Below are 19063 nucleotides of genomic sequence, written 5' to 3' on the forward strand. Positions count from 1 at the left end.
TGTATTGGATGGCTGGGCTAGCATGGGCTTCTTGATAAGGAGAGTTCCATGGACTTGCTGCTGCCGCTGGCCCCGCTGATGACGTTTGCTTTCGTTTCCTCCATCACGCCCGGACCCAACAACATCATGCTGGCCTCGTCCGGCATCTGGTTTGGTTTTCGCCGCTCCATCCCGCATATGCTGGGCATCACCATCGGCTTCGGCGTGCTGCTGGCGATCTGCGCGGTGGGCATAGGCACGCTGGTGATGGCGGTGCCGGCCATGCAGACCATGCTCAAGGTGGCGGGCTCGGCCTATCTGCTCTACCTGGCCTGGCAGATGCGCGCCATGAACTTCGACCGCGAGGCGGAGCAGGCACACCATCCCATGGGCTTTATGGCGGCGGCCATCTTCCAGTTCGCCAATCCGAAGGCCTGGATCATGGCCATCACCGGCGGCTCGGCCTTCCTGCCGCAGATGGCGCCAGTATCGCTGGCGATTGCGGTGTATTGCCTGGTGTTCTGCGCGGTGAATCTACCGTGCATCTCGGTCTGGGCCGGCGCGGGCGCCTTGCTGCGCCGCTTTCTGTCCCGTCTTTTCTGGCAGAAGGTATTTACCGCCGTAATGATCTTGCTGACGGCGTATTCCGCGCTGGCGATCTGGCTCTAGCGCAGTCTGCGTGATTGCCTGCGATGGGGGATTGGATTAACCTGCATATCCATTCCCACTTCAAAGGACGCCATGAACCATTCCGTGCAAGCCCCTTCTTCCGGCCACGAGCCGTCCCACGCGGAGCTGGACGCCGCATGCAAGCGGGTGGCGCGGCACTTGGCGGCGCGCCAGCATGTTTCCCGCAACCTGGCGCGCGAGAGCGACGATAGCGCCACGCGCGGCCAGAAGGCGGCCGATGCGGTGGCCGCTTTCGGCGGTTCGTGGACCTTTATCTGCCTGTTTGCCGCCACGCTGGTGGCCTGGGTCGTGCTGAACTCGGTCATCCTGGTGCGGCACGGTACGCCTTTCGATCCCTACCCCTACATCCTGCTCAACCTGTTCCTGTCCATGCTGGCCTCGGTGCAGGCGCCCATCATCCTGATGTCGCAGAACCGCCAGGCGCAAAAGGACAGACTGAGCGTGGAGCACGACTACGAGGTGAACCTGAAGGCGGAAGTGGAGATCCTGCTGCTGCATGAAAAGATAGATCATCTGCGCGAGGTGCAATGGCGCGAGCTGCTGGCCATGCAGCAACAGCAGATCGATATGCTGAGCAAGATGACCGAGCAGCGCTCCGCCGGACGCTAGCGCGCGGCCCGCCTCTGTCAAAAGGCAGAGATGGCGCAAAATGGCCTTTTGATCCCGCCGGGCATCGTCCAATAATGTGTTTGCATGTGGACAATAATGCGAACCCTGGGGGATGATGATGAGCTATGTAATCAATGTGAACGGCAAAAACCGGACCGCCGACGTGGATGCCGACACGCCGTTGCTGTGGGTGCTGCGCGACGTGTGGCAAATGACGGGCACCAAGTTCGGCTGCGGTATGGCCTTATGCGGCGCCTGCACCGTGCACCTGAACGGGCAGGCGGTGCGCTCCTGCGTTACGCCCGTGAGCAGCGTGGGCAAGGGCAAGGTGGTCACGATAGAGACCATAGGCGCCACGCCGGCGGGCAAGCGCATCCAGGCCGCCTGGGTGGCGCACGACGTGCCGCAGTGCGGCTACTGCCAGTCCGGCCAGATCATGTCGGCCACGGCGCTGCTGGCCGCCAATCCCAAGCCCAGCGACAGCGATATCGAACAGGCCATGTCCGGCAATGTGTGCCGTTGCGGTACTTATGGCCGCATCCGTGCCGCCATCAAAACCGCTGCGCAGAAAGGGTGAACGCCATGGATACCCAAACTCGGCAAAGCACCGGCCGGCGCGCCTTCCTGAAAACCAGCCTGGGCACGGCGGGCGGCCTCGTGCTGTCCTTCTATCTCCCATCCGCCGGGGCTGCGGAGAAGATGGCGCCGGCCGCCGTCTTTGCGCCCAACGCTTATCTGCGCATCGCCGCCGGCGGCGCTGTGACCGTGGTGTGCCCCTTCGTGGAAATGGGGCAGGGCGCTTACACCGCCATTCCCATGCTGCTGGCCGAAGAACTGGAAGTCGATCTGGCCAAGGTGCGCGTGGAGCATGCCCCCGCCGACGAGAAACTGTACGGCCACCCCCTGTTCGGCGCGCAGCTGACCGGCGCCTCGGCCAGCGTGCGCGGCGCGTGGGAGCCCATGCGCAAGGCCGGCGCGGCGGCGCGCATCATGCTGGTGTCGGCCGCCGCGTCCACCTGGGGCGTGGAGCCGTCCAGCTGCGCGGCGGCGCAGGGCGTGGTGACGCACCAGGCCAGCGGCCGCAAGCTGTCCTACGGCGAGTTGGCGGCCAAGGCTGCGGGCATGCCGGTGCCCAAGGACGTGCCGCTCAAGCCGGCCGCCAGCTTCCGTCTGGTTGGCACGGCGGCCAAGCGGCTGGATGTGCCGTCCAAGACCAACGGCACGGCCAAGTTCGGCATCGACGCGCAAGTGCCAGGCATGAAAGTGGCGGCGGTGGCGGCCTGCCCCGTGTTCGGCGGCAAGCTGGCCTCGGTGGACGACAGCAAGGCGCGCGCGGTCAAAGGCGTGCGCCAGGTCGTCAAGCTGGACAACGCGGTGGCCGTCATCGCCGACCATACCGGCGCGGCGCGCAAGGGCCTGGCCGCGCTGGCCATTACGTGGGACGAGGGTCCGAACGCCAAGTTCTCCGGCGCGGAATGGGAACGCCAGCTGGAAGCGGCCATGAAGGGCAAGGGGCAGATGGCGCTGAACGAGGGGGCCTACGCCAAGCTGGTGGAAGGCGGCGCGCGCCAGGTTGAGGCCACGTATGTAATGCCCTTCCTGGCGCATGCCACCATGGAGCCCATGAATTGCACTGTGCAGGTACGCAAGGACGGCGTCGACGTCTGGACCGGCACCCAGGCGGCGGGCCGCGCGCAGGCTTTCGTGGCCAAGGCGCTCAATGTGGACCCGGCGACGGTGCGCATCAACAACTTCCTGCTGGGCGGCGGTTTCGGCCGCCGGCTGGAGGTGGACTACATCGTGCAGGCGGCGCTGATTGCGCGCCAGGTAGCATATCCGGTCAAGGTGATCTGGAGCCGCGAGGAGGACATGCAGCACGATCTTTACCGTCCGCTGTACCGGGACGAGCTGGCCATGGCGCTGGATGCGCAGGGTAAGCCGGTAGGCTTCCGCCACCGCTTCGCCGGCTCAGCCATCGAAGCGCGCTATGCGCCGATGTGGATGAAGGACGGCATCGACACCGACGCCATCGACGCCGCCGCCAGTCCCTACGACTTCGCCCACAAGGTGGTGGAGTTCCATCCGGTGGAAACGGCCGTGCCGACCGGCTTCTGGCGCGGCGTGGGGCCGACGCACAATACCTTCGTCATCGAAGGCTTCATGGATGAGCTGGCCGTCGCCGCCAAGGCCGATCCACTGGCCTACCGGCGCGCGGTGCTGAGCAAGGAGCCGCGCGCGCTGGCGGTGCTGGAGCTGGCAGCGCAGAAGGCGGGCTGGGGCAAGACCATGGCGCCGGGCAGCGGCATGGGCATGGCGTTGGCGGTGGCCTGGGGCAGCTACGCGGCCTGCGTGATCGAGGTGGCGGTGGACCCGGCCGGCCAGGTCAGCCTGAAGCGCGTGGTGGCGGCGATAGACTGCGGCCAGGCCGTGCATACGGACGGCGTGATTGCGCAGATCGAGAGCGGCAGCGTGTACGGGCTGACGGCGGCGCTGTACGGCAAGCTGACGCTGGAGAACGGCCGCGTCGCCCAAAGCAATTTCCACGACTACCCGGTGCTGCGCATGAACGAGGTGCCGCCCATCGAGGCGCACCTGGTGAAAAGCGGGGAGGCGCCCGGCGGCGTGGGCGAGATCGGCTGCGCCATGGTGGCGCCGGCGCTGGTGAACGCGGTGTTCGCGGCCACGGGAAAACGCCTGCGCCGCCTGCCGGTGGAGGCGGAACAGCTGAAACAGGCGTAAAGGGGAGCTTAGTCGCGCGGGGCTGCCGGCAGTTGCGCCAGCACCTTGCGCAGCGCGCCGTGGGCCATGGCGACCTCGGGCGAGTCGTGCAGCATGGCGTTGTAGCGCTGGCGGAAATCGTCGTCGGAGGCGGGCAGGGGGCCGACCAGGCCTTCGACTTCGGTGCGGAAGCGGCGTTCCAGGTCGACCACCAGCGCTTCCTCGTCGTCCAGGCATTCGTCCAGTGTGCTGATCACGCCGGACAGCTTTTGCAGCCAGGCGAAGTGCGGATGGCTGGTGACGAGCTGCAGGTGCTCCAGGGCGCTGCCCACATTGCCGAAATACTGGGTTTCCACATCCAGCAATGCTTTGTGCAGCGTCCTGAGGGCGCGCGACAGGTGTTGCAGGTCGCTGCGCAGGGTTTTTCCTTCGATCATATCCGGCTCCGGCTTAATGTTGACTGAACCGCCATCATAAGCCATCGCCGGATTTGCGGCGCTCTGCTATTTGGCAGGGACGCCGGCGGGCACGGTCTGGTTGAGCACCGAGTTGTGGCGCGCATAGCCGAAGTACACGGCCAGGCCGATGATCAGCCAGATGCCGAAGGCCACCCAGGTGAACCAGGCCAGGAAGCTCATCAGCGCCAGGCACAGCACCACGGCGATCGCCGGGACCACCGGCACGCCGGGGCAGCGGAAGGCGCGCGGCAGTTCGGGACGCTTCTTGCGCAGCACCACCACGGCGATGGACACCAGGCAGAAGGCGGCCAGCGTGCCGATGTTGATCAGCTCGGTCAGCACGTTCAGCGGCACCAGCGCGGCGATGCCGCCGAACACCAGACCCACCATCCAGGTGGCGAAGAAAGGCGTGTGGTGTTTCGGGTGCACTTCCGACAGCTTCTTCGGCAGCAGGCCGTCGCGCGACATGGCGAAGATGATGCGGGTCTGGCCGAAGGCCATCACCAGGATCACGGTGGTCATGCCCAGGATGGCGCCCATGTCCACAAAGCGGGCCACCCAGTTTTCACCGGCGTATTGCAGGGCCAGCGTGACCGGATGGTCCACGCCCAGGAATTTCTGGTAAGGCACGATGCCGGTCATGATGGCCGACACGATCACGTACAGCACGGCGCAGGCGCCCAGCGAACCGATAATGCCGATCGGCAGGTCGCGTTCGGGGCGTTTCACTTCTTCAGCGGCCGAGGTCACGGCGTCGAAGCCGATAAAGGCGAAGAACACCAGCGCGGCAGCGCTCATGATGCCGCTGGCGCCGAACGGCGCGTAAGGACGCCAGTTGCTCGGCTCCACGTGGCCGGCGCCTACGGCGATAAACAGCAGCACCACGCCGATCTTGATGGCCACCATCACGTTGTTGAGGCGGGCCGATTCGCGCACACCCAGCGCCAGCATGGTGGTCAGCGCCAGCATGATGAGCAGCGCGGGCAGGTTGAACCAGGTGGTCACGCCGGGCACCGCGCCGGGGGCGGCGGTCAGCACGGTGGGCAGCTTGTAGCCTACGCTGGCGAGCAGCGATTGCAGGTAGCCGGACCAGCCCACGGACACGGCGGACGTGGCAAGGCCGTATTCCAGCAGCAGGTCCCAGCCTATCATCCAGGCCACCAGCTCGCCCATGGTGGCGTAGCTGTAGGTGTAGATGGAGCCGGCCACCGGCACGGTGGAGGCGAATTCAGCGTAACAGAGGGCGGCAAAGCCGCAGGCGATGGCGGCGACCACAAAGGAGATGGTCAGGGCCGGGCCGGCGGTCAGCGCGCCGGTACCGGTCAGGACGAAAATGCCGGTGCCGACGATGGCGCCTATGCCCATCAGAATAAGGTCGAGGGGGCCGAGTACTTTGGCCAGGCCACCCGGCTTGCGGCTGGCGGCGACCATGTCGTCTAGATTCTTGGTTCTAAAGATGCTCACTATCTTGGTTCTCCAATGGGTCTCTGTCTTGAGATTTTTGTAAGTATGGCGGCCGTGCCAGATCATGGCCGGACGCTGCCGCATACTAGCATACGGCGCCGTGCTGGCACCATGACAAGAAAAGAGAGTTGGATAGCCTGTTGTTAAGCGTATCAGTGCAGCAGGCGGCCGGCCCGGTCCCCATAGCGGCTGGGCGCGGCTTGCGCGGCCAGATTGCGGTCCAGCCGAGCCTGGACCAGCTTCTGCCAGGCGCCGACCCAGCGCGAGGCCACCACGCACTCCTCGTTGGAGCGGGCGCCCAGCGTGCGCTCGACGGCGAGTTTCTGACGTTTCAGGGCGCGCAGGGCTTGAGAGTAGTTGTCCACGGAGATGTCCATCTTTGAGGCTCGGTGTGTTGGGCGTTGGGCTGCCATGAAGTGAATTATCCGCGAGGCCCGGGCGGCTGAATGTGCGTTACCTCGCACTACGTAGGAATAAGACGACATTTTCGCCTGCTTATGTACTACACGCGGCCATCTCCTCCTCCGATACTGCTGAGCAGCACTAACTTCTAAAGTGGAGCCTGAATAACAACAACACAGGTGCCCCATGTTCCAAGCCTACAATACCGTCTCCAGCGCAGCCTCCGCTCCCCTGGCCATTCCTGCCCCGGCCGCGCGCCGCACCGCCGCGCCTGCCATGTCGCTGACCGGCGCCCGCCAGAACGCGCTGCTGCAGGCTCTGCCGGACGCGGACCTGGAACGCCTGTTCGCGCACATGGAGCTGGTGCCGCTGAAAGCAGGCCAGCGCCTGTACGACTTCGGCGACCAGCTGGAATACAGCTACTTCCCCACCAACGCCATCATTTCCCTGCAATACATCAGCGAAGAAGGCTCCACCACCGAGATCGCCGTTGTTGGCCGCGAGGGCGTGGCCGGCGTGGCCATGTACCGTGGCGAACGCGCCAGCAATACCGCCATGGTGACCGGCGCCGGCTACGGCTACCGCCTGCGCGCCGAGGCCCTGCGCGGCATGTTCGCCGAGGGCGGCATGCTGGCGAACCAGCTGATGCGCTACACCAGCAGCATGTTCGCGCAGCTGGCGCAGAACGTGGTCAGCAGCCGCCACGCCAGCATAGACCAGAAGCTGTGCCGCTGGCTGCTGGAACGCCTGGACCGTTCGCTGGGCACCGAACTGAAAGCCACGCAGGAAAATATCGCCAACCTGCTGGGCGTGCGCCGCGAGAGCATTACCGCCAGCGCCGCCAAGCTGCAAGCCGAGGGCGCCATCCAGTGCCGCCGCGGCGTGATCGACGTGCTGGACCGCGCCATCCTGGAATGCAATGCGGGCGGCTGCTACTTCACTCCGCGCCTGGCTGACATCATGTAATTGAGCAGCCTCCGTCTGGAACCTTTCCGGGTTTTTGCTGTCTTACCTGGACAAGGAAAAAAACGGAGGCTGACATGGGCGCTGCATATAACGGACCCTGGGAAGGGGACGTGCCGCTGGCCGCAACGGCGGTGGTGAAACGCATCGAGGGCTTTTACGCCCATCCCTACGACGACAACGGCGCGCTGCCCGGCGGCTGCTGCGCTGGCGCTGGGCCGAGGCCGCCATCTTCTAGGGCATGGACGCAACGAACGCTTGCGTGCTGGCCTGGAGGAATATCGAACATCTTGAGGACTGGCCGCCGTTTGCGGCCTGACGCGCGTGGCGGGTTGCGCGTGATGCGCGAACCCGCCTACGGTGCGATTTGCGGTGCGATTATTTTTCGGCGAAGGCGCGCTCGATGACGAAGTCGCCCGGGGTGGACGTGTTGCCTTCGTTGAAGCCGCGCGCTTCCAGCATTTCCTTCAGGTCGCGCAGCATGTCGGCGCTGCCGCAGATCATGACGCGGTCTTCGTTCGGGTTCAGCTCCGGTACGCCCAGGTCTTCGAACAGCTTGCCGCTCTCGATCAGCGCGGTGACGCGGCCCATGTTTTTGTACTCTTCACGGGTGACGGTCGGGTAGTAGCGCAGCTTGCTGGTCACCAGCTCGCCCAGGAACTCGTGGTTGGGCAAGTGCTCCACCAGCAGGTCGTGGTAGGCCAGCTCATCGACCTGGCGCACGCCGTGCACCAGGATCAGCTGGTCGAATTTCTCGTAGATTTCCGGGTCGCGCACGATGCTCAGGAAAGGCGCCAGGCCGGTGCCGGTCGACAGCATATACAGGCGCTTGCCTGGCAGCAGGTAGTCGGACACCAGGGTGCCGGTCGGCTTGCGGCCGACGATCACGCTGTCGCCCACTTGCAGGTGCTGCAGGCGGGAGGTCAGCGGACCGCCCGGCACTTTGATGCTGAAAAATTCCAGATGGTCTTCGTAGTTGGCGCTGGCGATGCTGTAAGCGCGCAGCAGCGGCTTGCCGTCGACGCGCAGGCCGATCATGGTGAAGTGGCCGTTCGAAAAGCGCAGAGCCGGGTCACGCGTGGTGGTGAAGGAGAACAGGGTGTCCGTCCAGTGGTGCACGCTTAAAACCTTCTCCTCGTTCATGTTGCTCATTGTCTGAATCCCGATTGACTTAATAGTGAAAGCACCAGGCCCCCGCGCACATGGGCGTTTGCTTGGCAATCGGCTGAGCAGGGGAAGGCGCCGTAGAAATTAGTGGCGTAGGCGGCATTGTAACGGATCGCGCCCCATCCTGTCTCGGGGGCGCTCCGACTTCATACTTATATGCTTATGTCCGGAACCCGGTGTTAGCGGCTGGGGATGGCGGCGGGAATGCGATCCATCGCGTCGCGCGCGGCATCGCCGGACAAGACCGTCTGCTTGGCGGCCTTGTCCGGTCCCTTGCGCGGAATCAGGCTGCCGGTCGGCGTGTAGGCGTCGTTGTCGAAGCCTTCGTTGGCGTCGGCCGGCGGGTTGATGGAGCAGGCGCCGAGCAGGGCCGAGGCGGCAATCATGATGCAAATACTTTTCATGCGAGTTTTCCTTTGGTGGGTGGTTGCGCTCAAATTGTAACTTGCAGTCACTTGCGATGCCAGCCTTTTAGCCTTACGCGCTGGCCGGCTGCGATTTACGCTGCTTGCTCCAGTAGCCCAGGCCCAGCGCCAGCAGCCATACCGGGATCAGGTAGACCGACAGGCGCAGGTCCGGCGTCAGATACATCACCACCAGGATGGCGGCCAGGAAGCCCAGGCACAGATAGTTGGTGAACGGGTAGCCCAGGCTGCGGAAGGCGGTGGACTGGCCTTGCTGCTGCTTCTGCGCGCGGAAGCGCAGGTGTATCCAGCTGATCATGCCCCAGTTGATGATGAGCGCGGAAACCACCAGGCCCATCAGCATGCCGAAGGCCTGGCCCGGCAGGAAGTAGTTCACCGCCACGCAGATGCCGGTGGCCAGCGCGGACACGCCCAGGGCCGCCAGCGGCACGCCGCGCTTGTTGACTTTCAGTAGCGAACGCGGCGCGTTGCCTTGCTTGGCCAGGCCGAACAGCATGCGGCTATTGCAGTACACGCCGCTGTTGTACACCGACAGCGCGGCCGTCAGCACCACGATATTGAGCGCGTTGGCCACGGCATTGCTGTTGAGCGCGTGGAAGATCAGCACGAAGGGGCTGCCGCTGGTCACGACCTTGGTCCACGGATACAGCGACAGCAGCACGCCCAGCGCGCCGATGTAGAAGATCAAAATCCGGTAGATGGCCTGGTTGGTGGCCTTGGGGATGGTTTCCGACGGGTTGCTGGCCTCGGCGGCGGTGATGCCCACCAGCTCCAGGCCGCCGAAGGAGAACATGATGACGGCCATGGCCATCACCAGTCCCGAAATGCCGTTCGGGAAGAAGCCGCCGTGCTGCCACAGATTGGCCACGGTGGCTTCCGGGCCAGCGTTGCCGGACACCAGCAGGTAGATGCCGAAGCCGATCATGGCGACGATGGCCACCACTTTGATAATGGCGAACCAGAACTCCATCTCGCCGAAGGCCTTCACGTTGGACAGGCTGATGGAGTTAATGATGAGGAAGAAAGCCAGCGCCGACACCCAGGTCGGAATGGCGGGCCACCAGTACTGGACGTAGATGCCCACCGCCGTCAGCTCGGCCATGCTCACCAGCACGTACAGCACCCAGTAGTTCCAGCCGGCCACGAAGCCGGCCATGTTGCCGCAGTATTTGTCGGCGAAATAGGCGAAGGAGCCGGCCACCGGCTCATCGACCACCATCTCGCCCAGCTGGCGCATGATCAGGAAGGCAATAAAGCCCGCCACGGCATAACCCAGCAGCACCGAGGGGCCGGCCATTTGTATGGTCTGCGCAATGCCCAGGAACAGGCCGGTGCCGATGGCGCCGCCCAGCGCGATCAGCTGGATATGCCGGCTCTGGAGGCCGCGCTTCAGTTCGTTCTTCCCGTCTTCAATCATGTCTCTTGGTCCCTGATTTTTTGAAAAGCGCGTCAATGTGGATAATCATGCAACACGCTGAAGTCAGTGATTCTAAAGCATAGGGAGCGCGGCGTGGGAAGCCAACATGCCTGCCTTGTCCGTCAGTGTTGCGATCAGCGCGCGGGAGGCGGCGGAAAGGCTGCGGTGCGGCGGGTAGATCAGCGAAAACGGCCTGCTGCGGCCCCAGTGCTGGGGCAGCACCGCCACCAGTTGGCCGCTGCGCAGGCGCTCGTCGGCCACGAAGCGGTAGGTCTGGCAGATGCCCAGGCCTTGCTGCGCCATGGTCACCACGCCCAGCACGTCGTCGGCGATATGCATGCGCGGGAGCGGCTGCCAGTCCACGTCCGCGCCCTTGTCGCGCAGATGCCAGGCGGCCGGCTTGCCGGTGCTGGGCATGGTGAAGGACAGGCAGGCGTGCCGCTCCAGGCTGGCGATGTCGGCGGGCACGCCGGCGCGGGCCAGGTAGGCGGGCGCGGCGACCAGACAGAGCTGGGCGTCCTCCAGCGGCCGGGCGATCAGGCCGCTGTCCGGCAGCGCGCCCTGGCGGATGGCCATGTCGTAGCCCTCCTGCACCAGGTCGACATTGCGGTTGGCGATGCTCAGCTCGATCAGCACCTTGGGATGCAGCTCCATGAATACTTGCAGCAAGGGCGGCAGACGGTAGTGGCCGTAGGTGGTGGGCGCGCTGATGCGCACCGTGCCGGACAGCTCGCCGCCCTGGTCGCGCATGGAGCGCTCGGCGTCCGCCATCAGCGCGAAGGCGCTGCGCGACTGTTCCAGATAGGACTTGCCCGCGTCGGTCAGGCTCAGGCGGCGGGTGGTGCGGCGCATCAGCTGCACGCCCAGGCGGGCTTCCAGGCGCGCTACGGCGCGGCTCAGCACGGACGCGGTAGTGCCCAGCGACACGGCGGCGGCGCTGATCGTGCCTTTGTCGGCGATGGCGAGGAAGGCCTCCACATCGCCCAGGTAATCAAATTGGCGCGGCATTACACTCTCTTGAGAACAAATGATTTGATGTTTAGGTGGTTTATTGTTTCATGGGGCATGAATAGAGTAGCGGCTATCCACCAACCCTACAAGGAGTTCCGCAATGAAACCATTCATCCGCACCGCCGCCGCTGCCGCCGTTCTGGCTCTGAGCGCCGCAGGCGCCCAGGCCGCCAATGTGCTGGTCGTGCTGTCCGACGCATCCAGGCTGGAGCTGCGCGATCAGCGCAGCTACGACACCGGCTTCTACGCCAACGAGCTGATGCAGCCTGTGAAAAAGCTGCTGGACGCGGGCCACACCATCACCTTCGCCACGCCGCTGGGCAAGGCGCCGTCGGTGGACCGCAACTCGCTGGACGCCTCGCTGTTCGGCGGCGAAGCGGCCATGAAGGAGCACATCGCCCTGCTGGACAAGCTGAAGCTGACTTCGGTGTCCGCATCGCCGGTCGTGAGCCTGGCGCGCGTGGAACAGGGCGGCTACGCGCAGTTTGACGCGGTCTATATCCCCGGCGGCCACGCGCCCATGCAGGATTTGATACGCAGCCCGGCCGTGGGCCGCTTGCTAAGCTACTTCCACAACGCAGCCAAGCCGACCGCGCTGGTCTGCCACGGCCCGGCCGCGCTGGTGGCCACGCTGGACCAGCCGGAGGCGTTCGTGGCCAAACTGGAGGCGGGCGGCGCTACGCCGGCCAAGGGCTGGATCTACGCCGGCTACCGCATGACGGTGATCAGCAATGCCGAGGAAGAGGCGGGCAAGGGCTATTTGAACGGCGGCGTGATGAAGCTCACCCCGCAGACCGCGCTGGAGCGGGCGGGCGGCAAGTACAGCAGCGGCCCGAACTGGGCGGCGCATACCGTGGCGGACCGCGAGCTGATTACCGGGCAGAATCCGGCCTCGGCCGTCGCCGTGGCGGACTTGCTGCTGGCGCGCCTGCCCGCAACCGCACTCAGCAACACTAAATAGCAATCGCGTACTGACACCCGGGTGGGGGCGTGCTACTATTTTCAGGCGCCCAAACGACCGCGCATCCTCCGTGCCAAAGTAGCACATGCCTACCCAGCTCCGTAGGCAGTCCGAGGGAGTCAGTGCCATGTGCTGTTGCAAGAGAAGCGATCACGAGCTTGCCCAAATCATCGAAGAGGGCCGCCGCATCGACGCGGCGAAAGGCGCGGCCAACGCCTGGGCCTATTTGCTGGCCCATTCAGTCGATCCCCACACCATACTCCGCGTCCTGTCCGGCGCCGCCGTGCGCCGCGAGGAGGGCTTGCGGGTGGGCTGATGCGGCGGCGCTGGCGGGTTACGCAGCTTCGCTGCTAACCCGCCCTACGAGATAAGATCACGGGCGTTTCGGTACCGTAGGGCGGGTTAGGGCGGCGCAGCCGCACGTAACCCGCCGTGCTTGCGGACTGTGAAATGTAAAAAAGCCCTGCAGTGTGAATGCAGGGCTCTGATTCATGCGGCGGTGCTTAGTCGCGGATTTCCAGTGCGCGGTTCAGGCTCAGGGCGGCCAGGGAGCCGACTGCGCCGGACAGCAGGTAAAGGCTGACATAGGCCAGGCCGAAGTTGGCCGACAGGCCCAGCGCCACCAGCGGCGCAAAGCCCGCGCCCACCAGCCACGCCAGGTCGGACGTCAGCGCCGCGCCGGTGTAGCGGTATTTGGTCTGGAAGTTGGCGGTCACGGCGCCGGCGGCCTGGCCGTAGGACAGGCCCAGCAGCGTGAAGCCCACCATCAGGAAGATGTTCTGCCCGGCTTCGCCGCCGTCCATGAGCATCGGCACGAAGCCGCTGAAGACGGCGATCAGCGCGGCCAGCGTGCCCAGCGTGGTGCGGCGGCCGAAGCGGTCCGCCAGCAGGCCGGAGGCGATAATGCCGCCCGCCGCCAGCACGGCGCCCACCATCTGCAGGCCCAGGAAGTCACTGATCGAACGCGTCGAATACAGATTAATCCAGGACAGCGGGAACACCGTCACCAGGTGGAACAGCGCGTAGCTGGCCAGCGCGGCCAGCGCGCCGATCAGCACGTTGCGGCCTTGCGAACGGGCCAGTTCCATCACCGGCGTGGCGTCCAGCTCGTGGTCGTCCAGCAGCTTGGTGTATTCCGTGGTGGACACCAGGCGCAGGCGGGCGAACAGCGCCACCACGTTGATGGCGAAGGCCACGTAGAAGGGATAGCGCCAGCCCCAGTCGAGGAATTCCAGCGTGGTCAGTGCCGACAGCAGGAAGGAGAACAGGCCGGCGGCCAGGATGAAGCCGACCGGGGCGCCCAGCTGGCCCAGCATGGCGTACCAGCCGCGCTTGTTCTGCGGCGCGCTCAGCGCCAGCAGCGAGGGCAGTCCGTCCCACGAGCCGCCTTGGGCGAAGCCCTGGCCGACGCGCAGCAGCGACAGCATGATCACGGCGGTCATGCCCCAGTCCGCATATTCGGGCAGGAAGGCGATACCGGCGGTGGATGTGCCGAGCAGGAACAAGGCCCCCGTCAGCTTGGCTTCGCGCCCGAAATGGCGTTGTAGCGCCATAAACAACACCGAGCCGATGGGGCGGGCGATAAATGCAAACGAGAAGATGACAAAGGAGTAAAGTGTGCCGTCGAGGCGGCTTTCGAAGGGGAAGAAGACCTGCGGGAAGACCAGCACCGAGGCGATGGCGTAGACGAAGAAGTCGAAGTATTCGGATGCTCGGCCTATCACAACCCCGATCGCTATTTCTCCGGGTTCGATGTGCCCATCCCTGGCATTGATATTCCGCGCCCCTTGACTGGTTTGACGCGATGGATGTTCGGCGGGAAGATCGCCGTTGAATGTTGTCGTCGTGGCCATATTCCTTGTCTCGCTTAATAGTTGTACAACGGTCCGCCCCCAGGGGTAGGACAAAGTGTCCAATGTCCAAGAGGAGCCGTTGTGGTTACAGTACCATGTTATTCATTTTATGTAACGTACATTACCGCATGAAATCTCCCTTGAACCATCGTGGATTGGCTCTTTTGCCACTGTTGTTGCTTGCAGGCTGCAACACCGTGGTAATGAACCCGTCCGGCGATATCGCCGCGCAGCAGGCCCGCCTTGTGGTGGTGTCCACTTTGCTGATGCTGCTGATAGTCGTCCCAGTCATCGCACTGACCCTGTTCTTTGCGTGGAAGTATCGCCAAAGCAACACTAAAGCCAAATATGAACCCGATTGGGATCATTCCACCAAGCTCGAACTGGTGATCTGGGGCGCTCCGCTGCTGATCATTATCGTGCTGGGCCTGCTGACCTGGATCAGCACCCACAAGCTCGACCCTTATCGTCCGCTGGACCGTATCGACGAGAAGCGTCCGCTGGCCGCCGGCGTCAAGCCGCTGGAAGTGCAGGTCGTGGCGCTGGACTGGAAATGGCTGTTCATCTATCCGGAGCAGGGCATCGCCACCGTGAATGAGCTGGTGACCCCGGTCGACGTGCCTGTACGTTACAAAATCACCGCCTCGAACGTGATGAATGCCTTCTACGTGCCAGCCCTGGCCGGCATGATTTACGCCATGCCGAGCATGGAGACGCAGCTGAACGCGGTCATCAACAAGCCCGGCGTGTACGACGGCTTCTCGGCCAACTACAGCGGCGCTGGCTTCTCGCACATGCGCTTCAAGTTCCACGGCGTGAGCAATGCCGACTTCGACGCCTGGGTTGCCAAGGTCAAGGCCTCCGGTTCCACCGGCAGCGTTGCGCTGGACCGCGCCAGCTACCAGGTCCTGGAAAAGCCGAGCGAAAAAGAGCCGGTGCGCTACTACAACGCCGTGTCGGCCGACCTGTACGACGCCATCCTGAACCGCTGCGTCGGCGACGGCGCCACCTGCATCAACAAGATGATGGCGGATGACATCGTTCGCGCGAAAACCGCGGCCGAGCTGTGCAATACGCCGACTCCCGTGCCTAATCTTTCCATGAAGAGCAACAATGCAACACGATACTGATCTCATCTTCGGACGGCTGAGCTGGGAAGCGATTCCCTTCCACGAGCCTATCCTGCTGGCGACCTTCGCCGGCGTCGTGCTGGGCGGCATAGGCCTGCTTGGCGCCATTTCCTACTTCCGCCTGTGGGGCAATCTGTGGACGAACTGGATCACCAGTATCGACCATAAGAAAATCGGCATCATGTACATGATCCTCGGTTTGATCATGCTGCTGCGCGGCTTTGCCGACGCGCTGATGATGCGCGCCCAGCAAGCCTTCTCCTTCGGCGATTCGGCCGGCTTCCTGCCGCCGCACCACTACGACCAGGTCTTCACCGCCCACGGCGTGATCATGATCTTCTTCGTGGCGATGCCGTTCGTGACGGGCCTGATGAACTACGTGGTGCCGCTGCAGATCGGCGCGCGCGACGTGGCTTTCCCATTCCTGAACAACTTCTCCTTCTGGATGACCGCCTTCGGCGCCGTCCTGGTGATGGCGTCGCTGTTCGTGGGCGAATTCGCCCGCACCGGCTGGCTGGCCTACCCGCCGCTGTCCGGCATCCTCGCGTCGCCCGACGTCGGGGTGGATTACTACATATGGTCATTACAGGTGGCCGGGGTCGGGACATTGCTGTCCGGCGTCAACCTGGTCGTCACCATCGTGAAAATGCGCGCGCCTGGCATGGACATGATGAAGATGCCGGTGTTCACCTGGACCGCCCTGTGCACCAACGCGCTGATCGTGGCCGTGTTCCCCGTGCTGACCGCCGTGCTGGCCATGCTGTCGCTGGACCGTACCTTCGGCACCAACTTCTTCACCAACGAGCTGGGCGGCAACCCCATGCTGTACGTGAACCTGATCTGGATCTGGGGCCACCCCGAGGTGTACATCCTGGTGCTGCCGGTGTTCGGCGTGTTCTCGGAAATCGTGTCGACCTACTGCGGCAAGCGCCTGTTCGGCTACACCTCCATGGTGTACGCAACCGTCGTGATCACCATCCTGTCCTACCTGGTATGGCTGCACCACTTCTTCACCATGGGCTCCGGCGCATCGGTGAACTCCTTCTTCGGCATTACGACGATGATCATCTCGATCCCGACCGGCGCCAAGATCTTCAACTGGCTGTTCACCATGTACCGTGGCCGCATCCGCTTTGAAGTGCCTATGCTGTGGACCATCGGCTTCATCATCACCTTCGTGATCGGTGGCATGACCGGTGTTCTGCTGGCGGTGCCTCCGGCCGACTTCGTGCTGCACAACTCGCTGTTCCTGATCGCCCACTTCCACAACGTCATCATCGGCGGCGTGGTGTTCGGCGTGTTCGCGGCCATCAACTACTGGTTCCCGAAAGCCTTCGGCTACAAGCTGAACAGCTACTGGGGCAAGTGGTCGTTCTGGCTGTGGTTCGTGGGCTTCTACTTCGCCTTCATGCCGCTGTACGTGCTGGGCCTGATGGGCGTAACCCGCCGCATGAGCCATTTCGACGATCCTTCGCTGCAGATCTGGTTCCAGATCGCCGCCCTGGGCGCGGTCATGATCGCCGGCGGTATCGGCGCCATGCTGCTGCAATTCTGGGTTTCGTTCCGCGACCGCAAGCAGAACATGGACGTCACCGGCGACCCATGGAACGGCCGCACGCTGGAATGGTCGACCTCGTCGCCACCGCCGGACTACAACTTCGCGTTCACCCCGCGCGTGCACGACAACGACACCTGGGCCGACATGAAGAAGAACGGCTACCAGCGTCCGCTGAAGGACTACGTCGCGATCCACATGCCGAAGAACACCTGGGCGGGCTTCGTGATCGCCGCGATCAGCGGCCTGATCGGCTTCGCGCTGATCTGGCAGATGTGGATCCTGGCCGGCGTGTCCTTCGTGGCCATGATGGCTGCCATCATTACGCATACGTTTAACTACAAACGCGACTACTACATTCCTGCGGACGAAGTTGTCCGTACCGAAGATGCTCGCACTCAACTGCTGAATGCCCATGTCTGACGCTACTTTGAACCCAAGCTCGCGCTACTTCGTGCGCGAGCACCATCCGGAAAACGGCACCTTGCTCGGTTTCTGGATCTACCTGATGAGCGATTGCCTGATCTTCGCCGTCCTGTTCGCAACCTACGCCGTGCTGGGCCGCAACTACGCGGGCGGCCCGACCGGCGCCGAGCTGTTCGACCTGAAGCTGGTGGCATTGAACACCTCGATGCTGCTGCTGTCGTCGATCACCTACGGCTTCGCCATGCTGGAAGCGGGCCGCAAGCGCCTGGGCGCCACCATGGGCTGGCTGATCGTCACCGGCCTGTTCGGCGCGGCCTTCATCTCGCTGGAACTGTACGAGTTCGTGCACCTGCTGCATGAAAACGCCGGTCCGCAGCGCAGCGCCTTCCTGACCTCGTTCTGGTCGCTGGTGGCCACCCACGGCCTGCACGTGACCTTCGGTATCGTGTGGCTGATCACGCTGCTGTTCCAGCTGAAGAAGCATGGCCTGACGCATGAAAACATGCGCCGCCTGACCTGTTTGTCGATGTTCTGGCACTTCCTGGACGTGGTCTGGATCGGCGTGTTCACCTTTGTTTACCTGATGGGAGTTCTGCCATGAGCGATCACAACCACGAGCACCATGGCCATGACGATCACGGCCACGGCCACCACGGCCATGACGACCACAACCACGGCAGCCTGAAGTCCTACACCATAGGCTTCATCCTGTCGGTGATCCTGACCGCGATTCCGTTCTGGCTGGTGATGGGCAATGTGTTCGCCAATCCGGCCACCACGGCCTTCACCATCCTCGGCTTCGCGGCCGTGCAGATCGTGGTCCACATGGTCTACTTCCTGCACATGAACGCGAAAGTGGAGGGCGGCTGGTCCATGCTGGCCATGATGTTCACGCTGATCCTGGTGGTTATCGTGCTGTCGGGCTCGATCTGGGTCATGTACCACATGAACGCCAACATGATGCCGGGCATGGACGCGCACCAAATGCGCAACATGCCATGATGTCCGCACCGCGCACTGCCGCCGCGCCGCGCCTGCGTTCCGCAGGCCTGCGCTACACGCTGGCGGCTTGCGCGGTGCTTGTCATCGTAGTACTGCTCGCGCTGGGCACGTGGCAAGTCCAGCGCCTGCAATGGAAACTGGCTCTGATCGAACGCGTCGACGCACGCGTGCACGCGGAGCCGGTTCCCGCGCCCGGTCCGCAGGACTGGGCCAGGGTGTCCGCAGACACCGATGAATACAAGCACGTCTTCCTGACGGGCAGATTGCTCCCCGAATACTCCACCAAGGCGCAGGCCACCACCGAGCGCGGCCCAGGCTATTGGCTGCTCACGCCGCTGTGCCAGGCCGACGGCGGCACCGTCATTGTCAACCGCGGTTTCATTCCGCTGGAGGCGGCTGCCGGGCTGGAAGGCAGCCTGAACGCCGTGGTCCCTGCCGGCACCGACGCCTGCGCCGCCGCCGCGCTGGCCGGCCGCGCCCCGGTGCGACTGAACGGCTTGCTGCGCATCAGCGAAGTGGGCAAGGGGCCGATGGGCCTGCGCGCCAACGACCCGGCGCAGAACCGCTGGTATGCGCGCGACGTGCACGCCATCGCCACCGCGCGCGGCCTGCAGCCGGCGCGCGTGGCGCCATACTTTGTCGACGCCGATGCCGGCCAGTACGTGGCCGATCTTGCGGAACCGCTGCGCCCCTATGGCGGCATGACGGTTATTTCTTTCCCGAACAATCACTTGGTTTATGCTCTCACCTGGTACGCGCTGGCTGCTATGATGGCGGCCGCGCTGGCGTGGGTGATACGCGACGAGCGCCGCCGCGCCGGCAAGTAGCGGGGC

General features: G+C 64.1%; 20 protein-coding genes. 12 read left to right on the top strand and 8 right to left on the bottom strand.

All coding sequences use genetic code 11. The annotated features are described in order from the left end of the window. Positions 1 to 48: 48 nt before the first annotated feature. From GTP77_RS05620 to GTP77_RS05635, 4 genes are all read left to right on the top strand, one after another. A complete protein-coding gene (locus GTP77_RS05620; protein WP_187358618.1) occupies positions 49 to 648 on the top strand; it encodes a LysE family translocator in 600 nt (199 codons plus the stop codon). A gap of 72 nt (positions 649 to 720) precedes the next feature. Continuing rightward, complete coding sequence (locus GTP77_RS05625) at positions 721 to 1278, top strand: DUF1003 domain-containing protein (RefSeq protein WP_161071203.1); 558 nt, start codon at positions 721 to 723, stop codon at positions 1276 to 1278. A 115-nt stretch (positions 1279 to 1393) separates the two neighbouring features. Further along, complete coding sequence (locus GTP77_RS05630; protein ID WP_223149310.1) at positions 1394 to 1855, top strand: (2Fe-2S)-binding protein; 462 nt, start codon at positions 1394 to 1396, stop codon at positions 1853 to 1855. 5 nt (positions 1856 to 1860) lie between these two features. Beyond that, positions 1861 to 4017 (top strand): xanthine dehydrogenase family protein molybdopterin-binding subunit, encoded by a 2157-nt coding sequence (locus GTP77_RS05635; protein WP_161071205.1) that lies wholly within the window; start codon positions 1861 to 1863, stop codon positions 4015 to 4017. An 8-nt stretch (positions 4018 to 4025) separates the two neighbouring features. Here GTP77_RS05635 and GTP77_RS05640 read toward each other — a convergent pair whose 3' ends face one another. The 3 genes from GTP77_RS05640 to GTP77_RS05650 all read right to left on the bottom strand — a co-directional run bounded on the left by GTP77_RS05640 (position 4026) and on the right by GTP77_RS05650 (position 6283). Further along, a complete protein-coding gene (locus tag GTP77_RS05640; RefSeq protein WP_161071206.1) occupies positions 4026 to 4433 on the bottom strand; it encodes a hypothetical protein in 408 nt (135 codons plus the stop codon). A gap of 66 nt (positions 4434 to 4499) precedes the next feature. Then, positions 4500 to 5918: a branched-chain amino acid transporter BcaP gene (gene bcaP / locus GTP77_RS05645; RefSeq protein WP_321170261.1), complete on the bottom strand. Its 1419-nt coding sequence runs from the start codon at positions 5916 to 5918 to the stop codon at positions 4500 to 4502. 152 nt (positions 5919 to 6070) lie between these two features. Then, positions 6071 to 6283, bottom strand: a complete 213-nt coding sequence (locus GTP77_RS05650; protein ID WP_228892867.1) for a hypothetical protein — start codon at positions 6281 to 6283, stop codon at positions 6071 to 6073. Between the two features lie 223 nt (positions 6284 to 6506). Here GTP77_RS05650 and GTP77_RS05655 point away from each other — a divergent pair, with 223 nt between their 5' ends. Beyond that, positions 6507 to 7286, top strand: a complete 780-nt coding sequence (locus tag GTP77_RS05655; RefSeq protein ID WP_161071208.1) for a Crp/Fnr family transcriptional regulator — start codon at positions 6507 to 6509, stop codon at positions 7284 to 7286. 375 nt (positions 7287 to 7661) lie between these two features. Here the strand turns inward: GTP77_RS05655 and GTP77_RS05660 are convergent, their stop codons facing one another. The 4 genes from GTP77_RS05660 to GTP77_RS05675 form a co-directional block, all read right to left on the bottom strand. Then, positions 7662 to 8435, bottom strand: a complete 774-nt coding sequence (locus GTP77_RS05660) for a ferredoxin--NADP reductase (RefSeq protein WP_161071209.1) — start codon at positions 8433 to 8435, stop codon at positions 7662 to 7664. Positions 8436 to 8629: 194 nt separating this feature from the next. Next, positions 8630 to 8854 carry a hypothetical protein gene (locus tag GTP77_RS05665; RefSeq protein WP_161071210.1) on the bottom strand — a complete coding sequence of 75 codons (225 nt, stop codon included), beginning with the start codon at positions 8852 to 8854 and terminating at the stop codon, positions 8630 to 8632. A gap of 73 nt (positions 8855 to 8927) precedes the next feature. Beyond that, on the bottom strand, positions 8928 to 10292 hold the full coding sequence (locus GTP77_RS05670; RefSeq protein ID WP_161071211.1) for an amino acid permease: 1365 nt from the start codon (positions 10290 to 10292) through the stop codon (positions 8928 to 8930). 72 nt (positions 10293 to 10364) lie between these two features. Beyond that, the gene (locus GTP77_RS05675; protein ID WP_161071212.1) at positions 10365 to 11300 is read right to left on the bottom strand and encodes a LysR family transcriptional regulator; all 936 of its coding nucleotides are present in this window, start codon (positions 11298 to 11300) and stop codon (positions 10365 to 10367) included. Positions 11301 to 11403: 103 nt separating this feature from the next. On the opposite strand from GTP77_RS05675, the gene GTP77_RS05680 reads away from it, so the two are divergent. Further along, positions 11404 to 12264, top strand: a complete 861-nt coding sequence (locus GTP77_RS05680) for a type 1 glutamine amidotransferase domain-containing protein (protein ID WP_161071213.1) — start codon at positions 11404 to 11406, stop codon at positions 12262 to 12264. A gap of 127 nt (positions 12265 to 12391) precedes the next feature. Further along, the gene (locus GTP77_RS05685) at positions 12392 to 12580 is read left to right on the top strand and encodes a hypothetical protein (RefSeq protein ID WP_161071214.1); all 189 of its coding nucleotides are present in this window, start codon (positions 12392 to 12394) and stop codon (positions 12578 to 12580) included. Between the two features lie 187 nt (positions 12581 to 12767). Here the strand turns inward: GTP77_RS05685 and GTP77_RS05690 are convergent, their stop codons facing one another. After that, positions 12768 to 14117, bottom strand: a complete 1350-nt coding sequence (locus tag GTP77_RS05690; protein ID WP_161071215.1) for an MFS transporter — start codon at positions 14115 to 14117, stop codon at positions 12768 to 12770. 128 nt (positions 14118 to 14245) lie between these two features. Between GTP77_RS05690 and cyoA the strand changes: the two genes are divergently transcribed. From cyoA to GTP77_RS05715, 5 genes are read left to right on the top strand one after another with little or no spacing between them, the layout of a single operon-like run. Further along, on the top strand, positions 14246 to 15247 hold the full coding sequence (gene cyoA / locus GTP77_RS05695; protein ID WP_161071216.1) for a ubiquinol oxidase subunit II: 1002 nt from the start codon (positions 14246 to 14248) through the stop codon (positions 15245 to 15247). Further along, positions 15231 to 17225, top strand: a complete 1995-nt coding sequence (gene cyoB, locus GTP77_RS05700) for a cytochrome o ubiquinol oxidase subunit I (protein ID WP_161071217.1) — start codon at positions 15231 to 15233, stop codon at positions 17223 to 17225. The genes cyoA and cyoB overlap by 17 nt, the downstream gene beginning before the upstream one ends. Further along, positions 17218 to 17829: a cytochrome o ubiquinol oxidase subunit III gene (gene cyoC, locus GTP77_RS05705; protein WP_056390314.1), complete on the top strand. Its 612-nt coding sequence runs from the start codon at positions 17218 to 17220 to the stop codon at positions 17827 to 17829. The genes cyoB and cyoC overlap by 8 nt, the downstream gene beginning before the upstream one ends. Then, entirely contained in the window at positions 17826 to 18230 is a 405-nt protein-coding gene (gene cyoD / locus GTP77_RS05710; protein ID WP_056390311.1) for a cytochrome o ubiquinol oxidase subunit IV, read from the top strand. The genes cyoC and cyoD overlap by 4 nt, the downstream gene beginning before the upstream one ends. Next, positions 18227 to 19057 (top strand): SURF1 family protein, encoded by an 831-nt coding sequence (locus tag GTP77_RS05715; protein ID WP_161071218.1) that lies wholly within the window; start codon positions 18227 to 18229, stop codon positions 19055 to 19057. The genes cyoD and GTP77_RS05715 overlap by 4 nt, the downstream gene beginning before the upstream one ends. Positions 19058 to 19063: the final 6 nt, after the last annotated feature.

The sequence above is a fragment of the Pseudoduganella aquatica genome (assembly GCF_009857595.1).
In the GTDB taxonomy this organism is placed as follows: domain Bacteria; phylum Pseudomonadota; class Gammaproteobacteria; order Burkholderiales; family Burkholderiaceae_D; genus Rugamonas; species Rugamonas aquatica_A.

Bases quoted from the DNA above. Each gene is read 5' to 3' on its own strand.
- GTP77_RS05620 (WP_187358618.1), top strand. From the start codon at position 49: ATGGACTTGCTGCTGCCGCTGGCCCCGCTGATGACGTTTGCTTTCGTT.
- GTP77_RS05625 (WP_161071203.1), top strand. From the start codon at position 721: ATGAACCATTCCGTGCAAGCCCCTTCTTCCGGCCACGAGCCGTCCCAC.
- GTP77_RS05630 (WP_223149310.1), top strand. From the start codon at position 1,394: ATGATGAGCTATGTAATCAATGTGAACGGCAAAAACCGGACCGCCGAC.
- GTP77_RS05635 (WP_161071205.1), top strand. From the start codon at position 1,861: ATGGATACCCAAACTCGGCAAAGCACCGGCCGGCGCGCCTTCCTGAAA.
- GTP77_RS05640 (WP_161071206.1), bottom strand. From the start codon at position 4,433: ATGATCGAAGGAAAAACCCTGCGCAGCGACCTGCAACACCTGTCGCGC.
- GTP77_RS05655 (WP_161071208.1), top strand. From the start codon at position 6,507: ATGTTCCAAGCCTACAATACCGTCTCCAGCGCAGCCTCCGCTCCCCTG.
- GTP77_RS05660 (WP_161071209.1), bottom strand. From the start codon at position 8,435: ATGAGCAACATGAACGAGGAGAAGGTTTTAAGCGTGCACCACTGGACG.
- GTP77_RS05665 (WP_161071210.1), bottom strand. From the start codon at position 8,854: ATGAAAAGTATTTGCATCATGATTGCCGCCTCGGCCCTGCTCGGCGCC.
- GTP77_RS05670 (WP_161071211.1), bottom strand. From the start codon at position 10,292: ATGATTGAAGACGGGAAGAACGAACTGAAGCGCGGCCTCCAGAGCCGG.
- GTP77_RS05675 (WP_161071212.1), bottom strand. From the start codon at position 11,300: ATGCCGCGCCAATTTGATTACCTGGGCGATGTGGAGGCCTTCCTCGCC.
- GTP77_RS05680 (WP_161071213.1), top strand. From the start codon at position 11,404: ATGAAACCATTCATCCGCACCGCCGCCGCTGCCGCCGTTCTGGCTCTG.
- GTP77_RS05685 (WP_161071214.1), top strand. From the start codon at position 12,392: ATGTGCTGTTGCAAGAGAAGCGATCACGAGCTTGCCCAAATCATCGAA.
- GTP77_RS05690 (WP_161071215.1), bottom strand. From the start codon at position 14,117: ATGGCCACGACGACAACATTCAACGGCGATCTTCCCGCCGAACATCCA.
- cyoA (WP_161071216.1), top strand. From the start codon at position 14,246: ATGAAATCTCCCTTGAACCATCGTGGATTGGCTCTTTTGCCACTGTTG.
- cyoB (WP_161071217.1), top strand. From the start codon at position 15,231: ATGCAACACGATACTGATCTCATCTTCGGACGGCTGAGCTGGGAAGCG.
- cyoC (WP_056390314.1), top strand. From the start codon at position 17,218: ATGTCTGACGCTACTTTGAACCCAAGCTCGCGCTACTTCGTGCGCGAG.
- cyoD (WP_056390311.1), top strand. From the start codon at position 17,826: ATGAGCGATCACAACCACGAGCACCATGGCCATGACGATCACGGCCAC.
- GTP77_RS05715 (WP_161071218.1), top strand. From the start codon at position 18,227: ATGATGTCCGCACCGCGCACTGCCGCCGCGCCGCGCCTGCGTTCCGCA.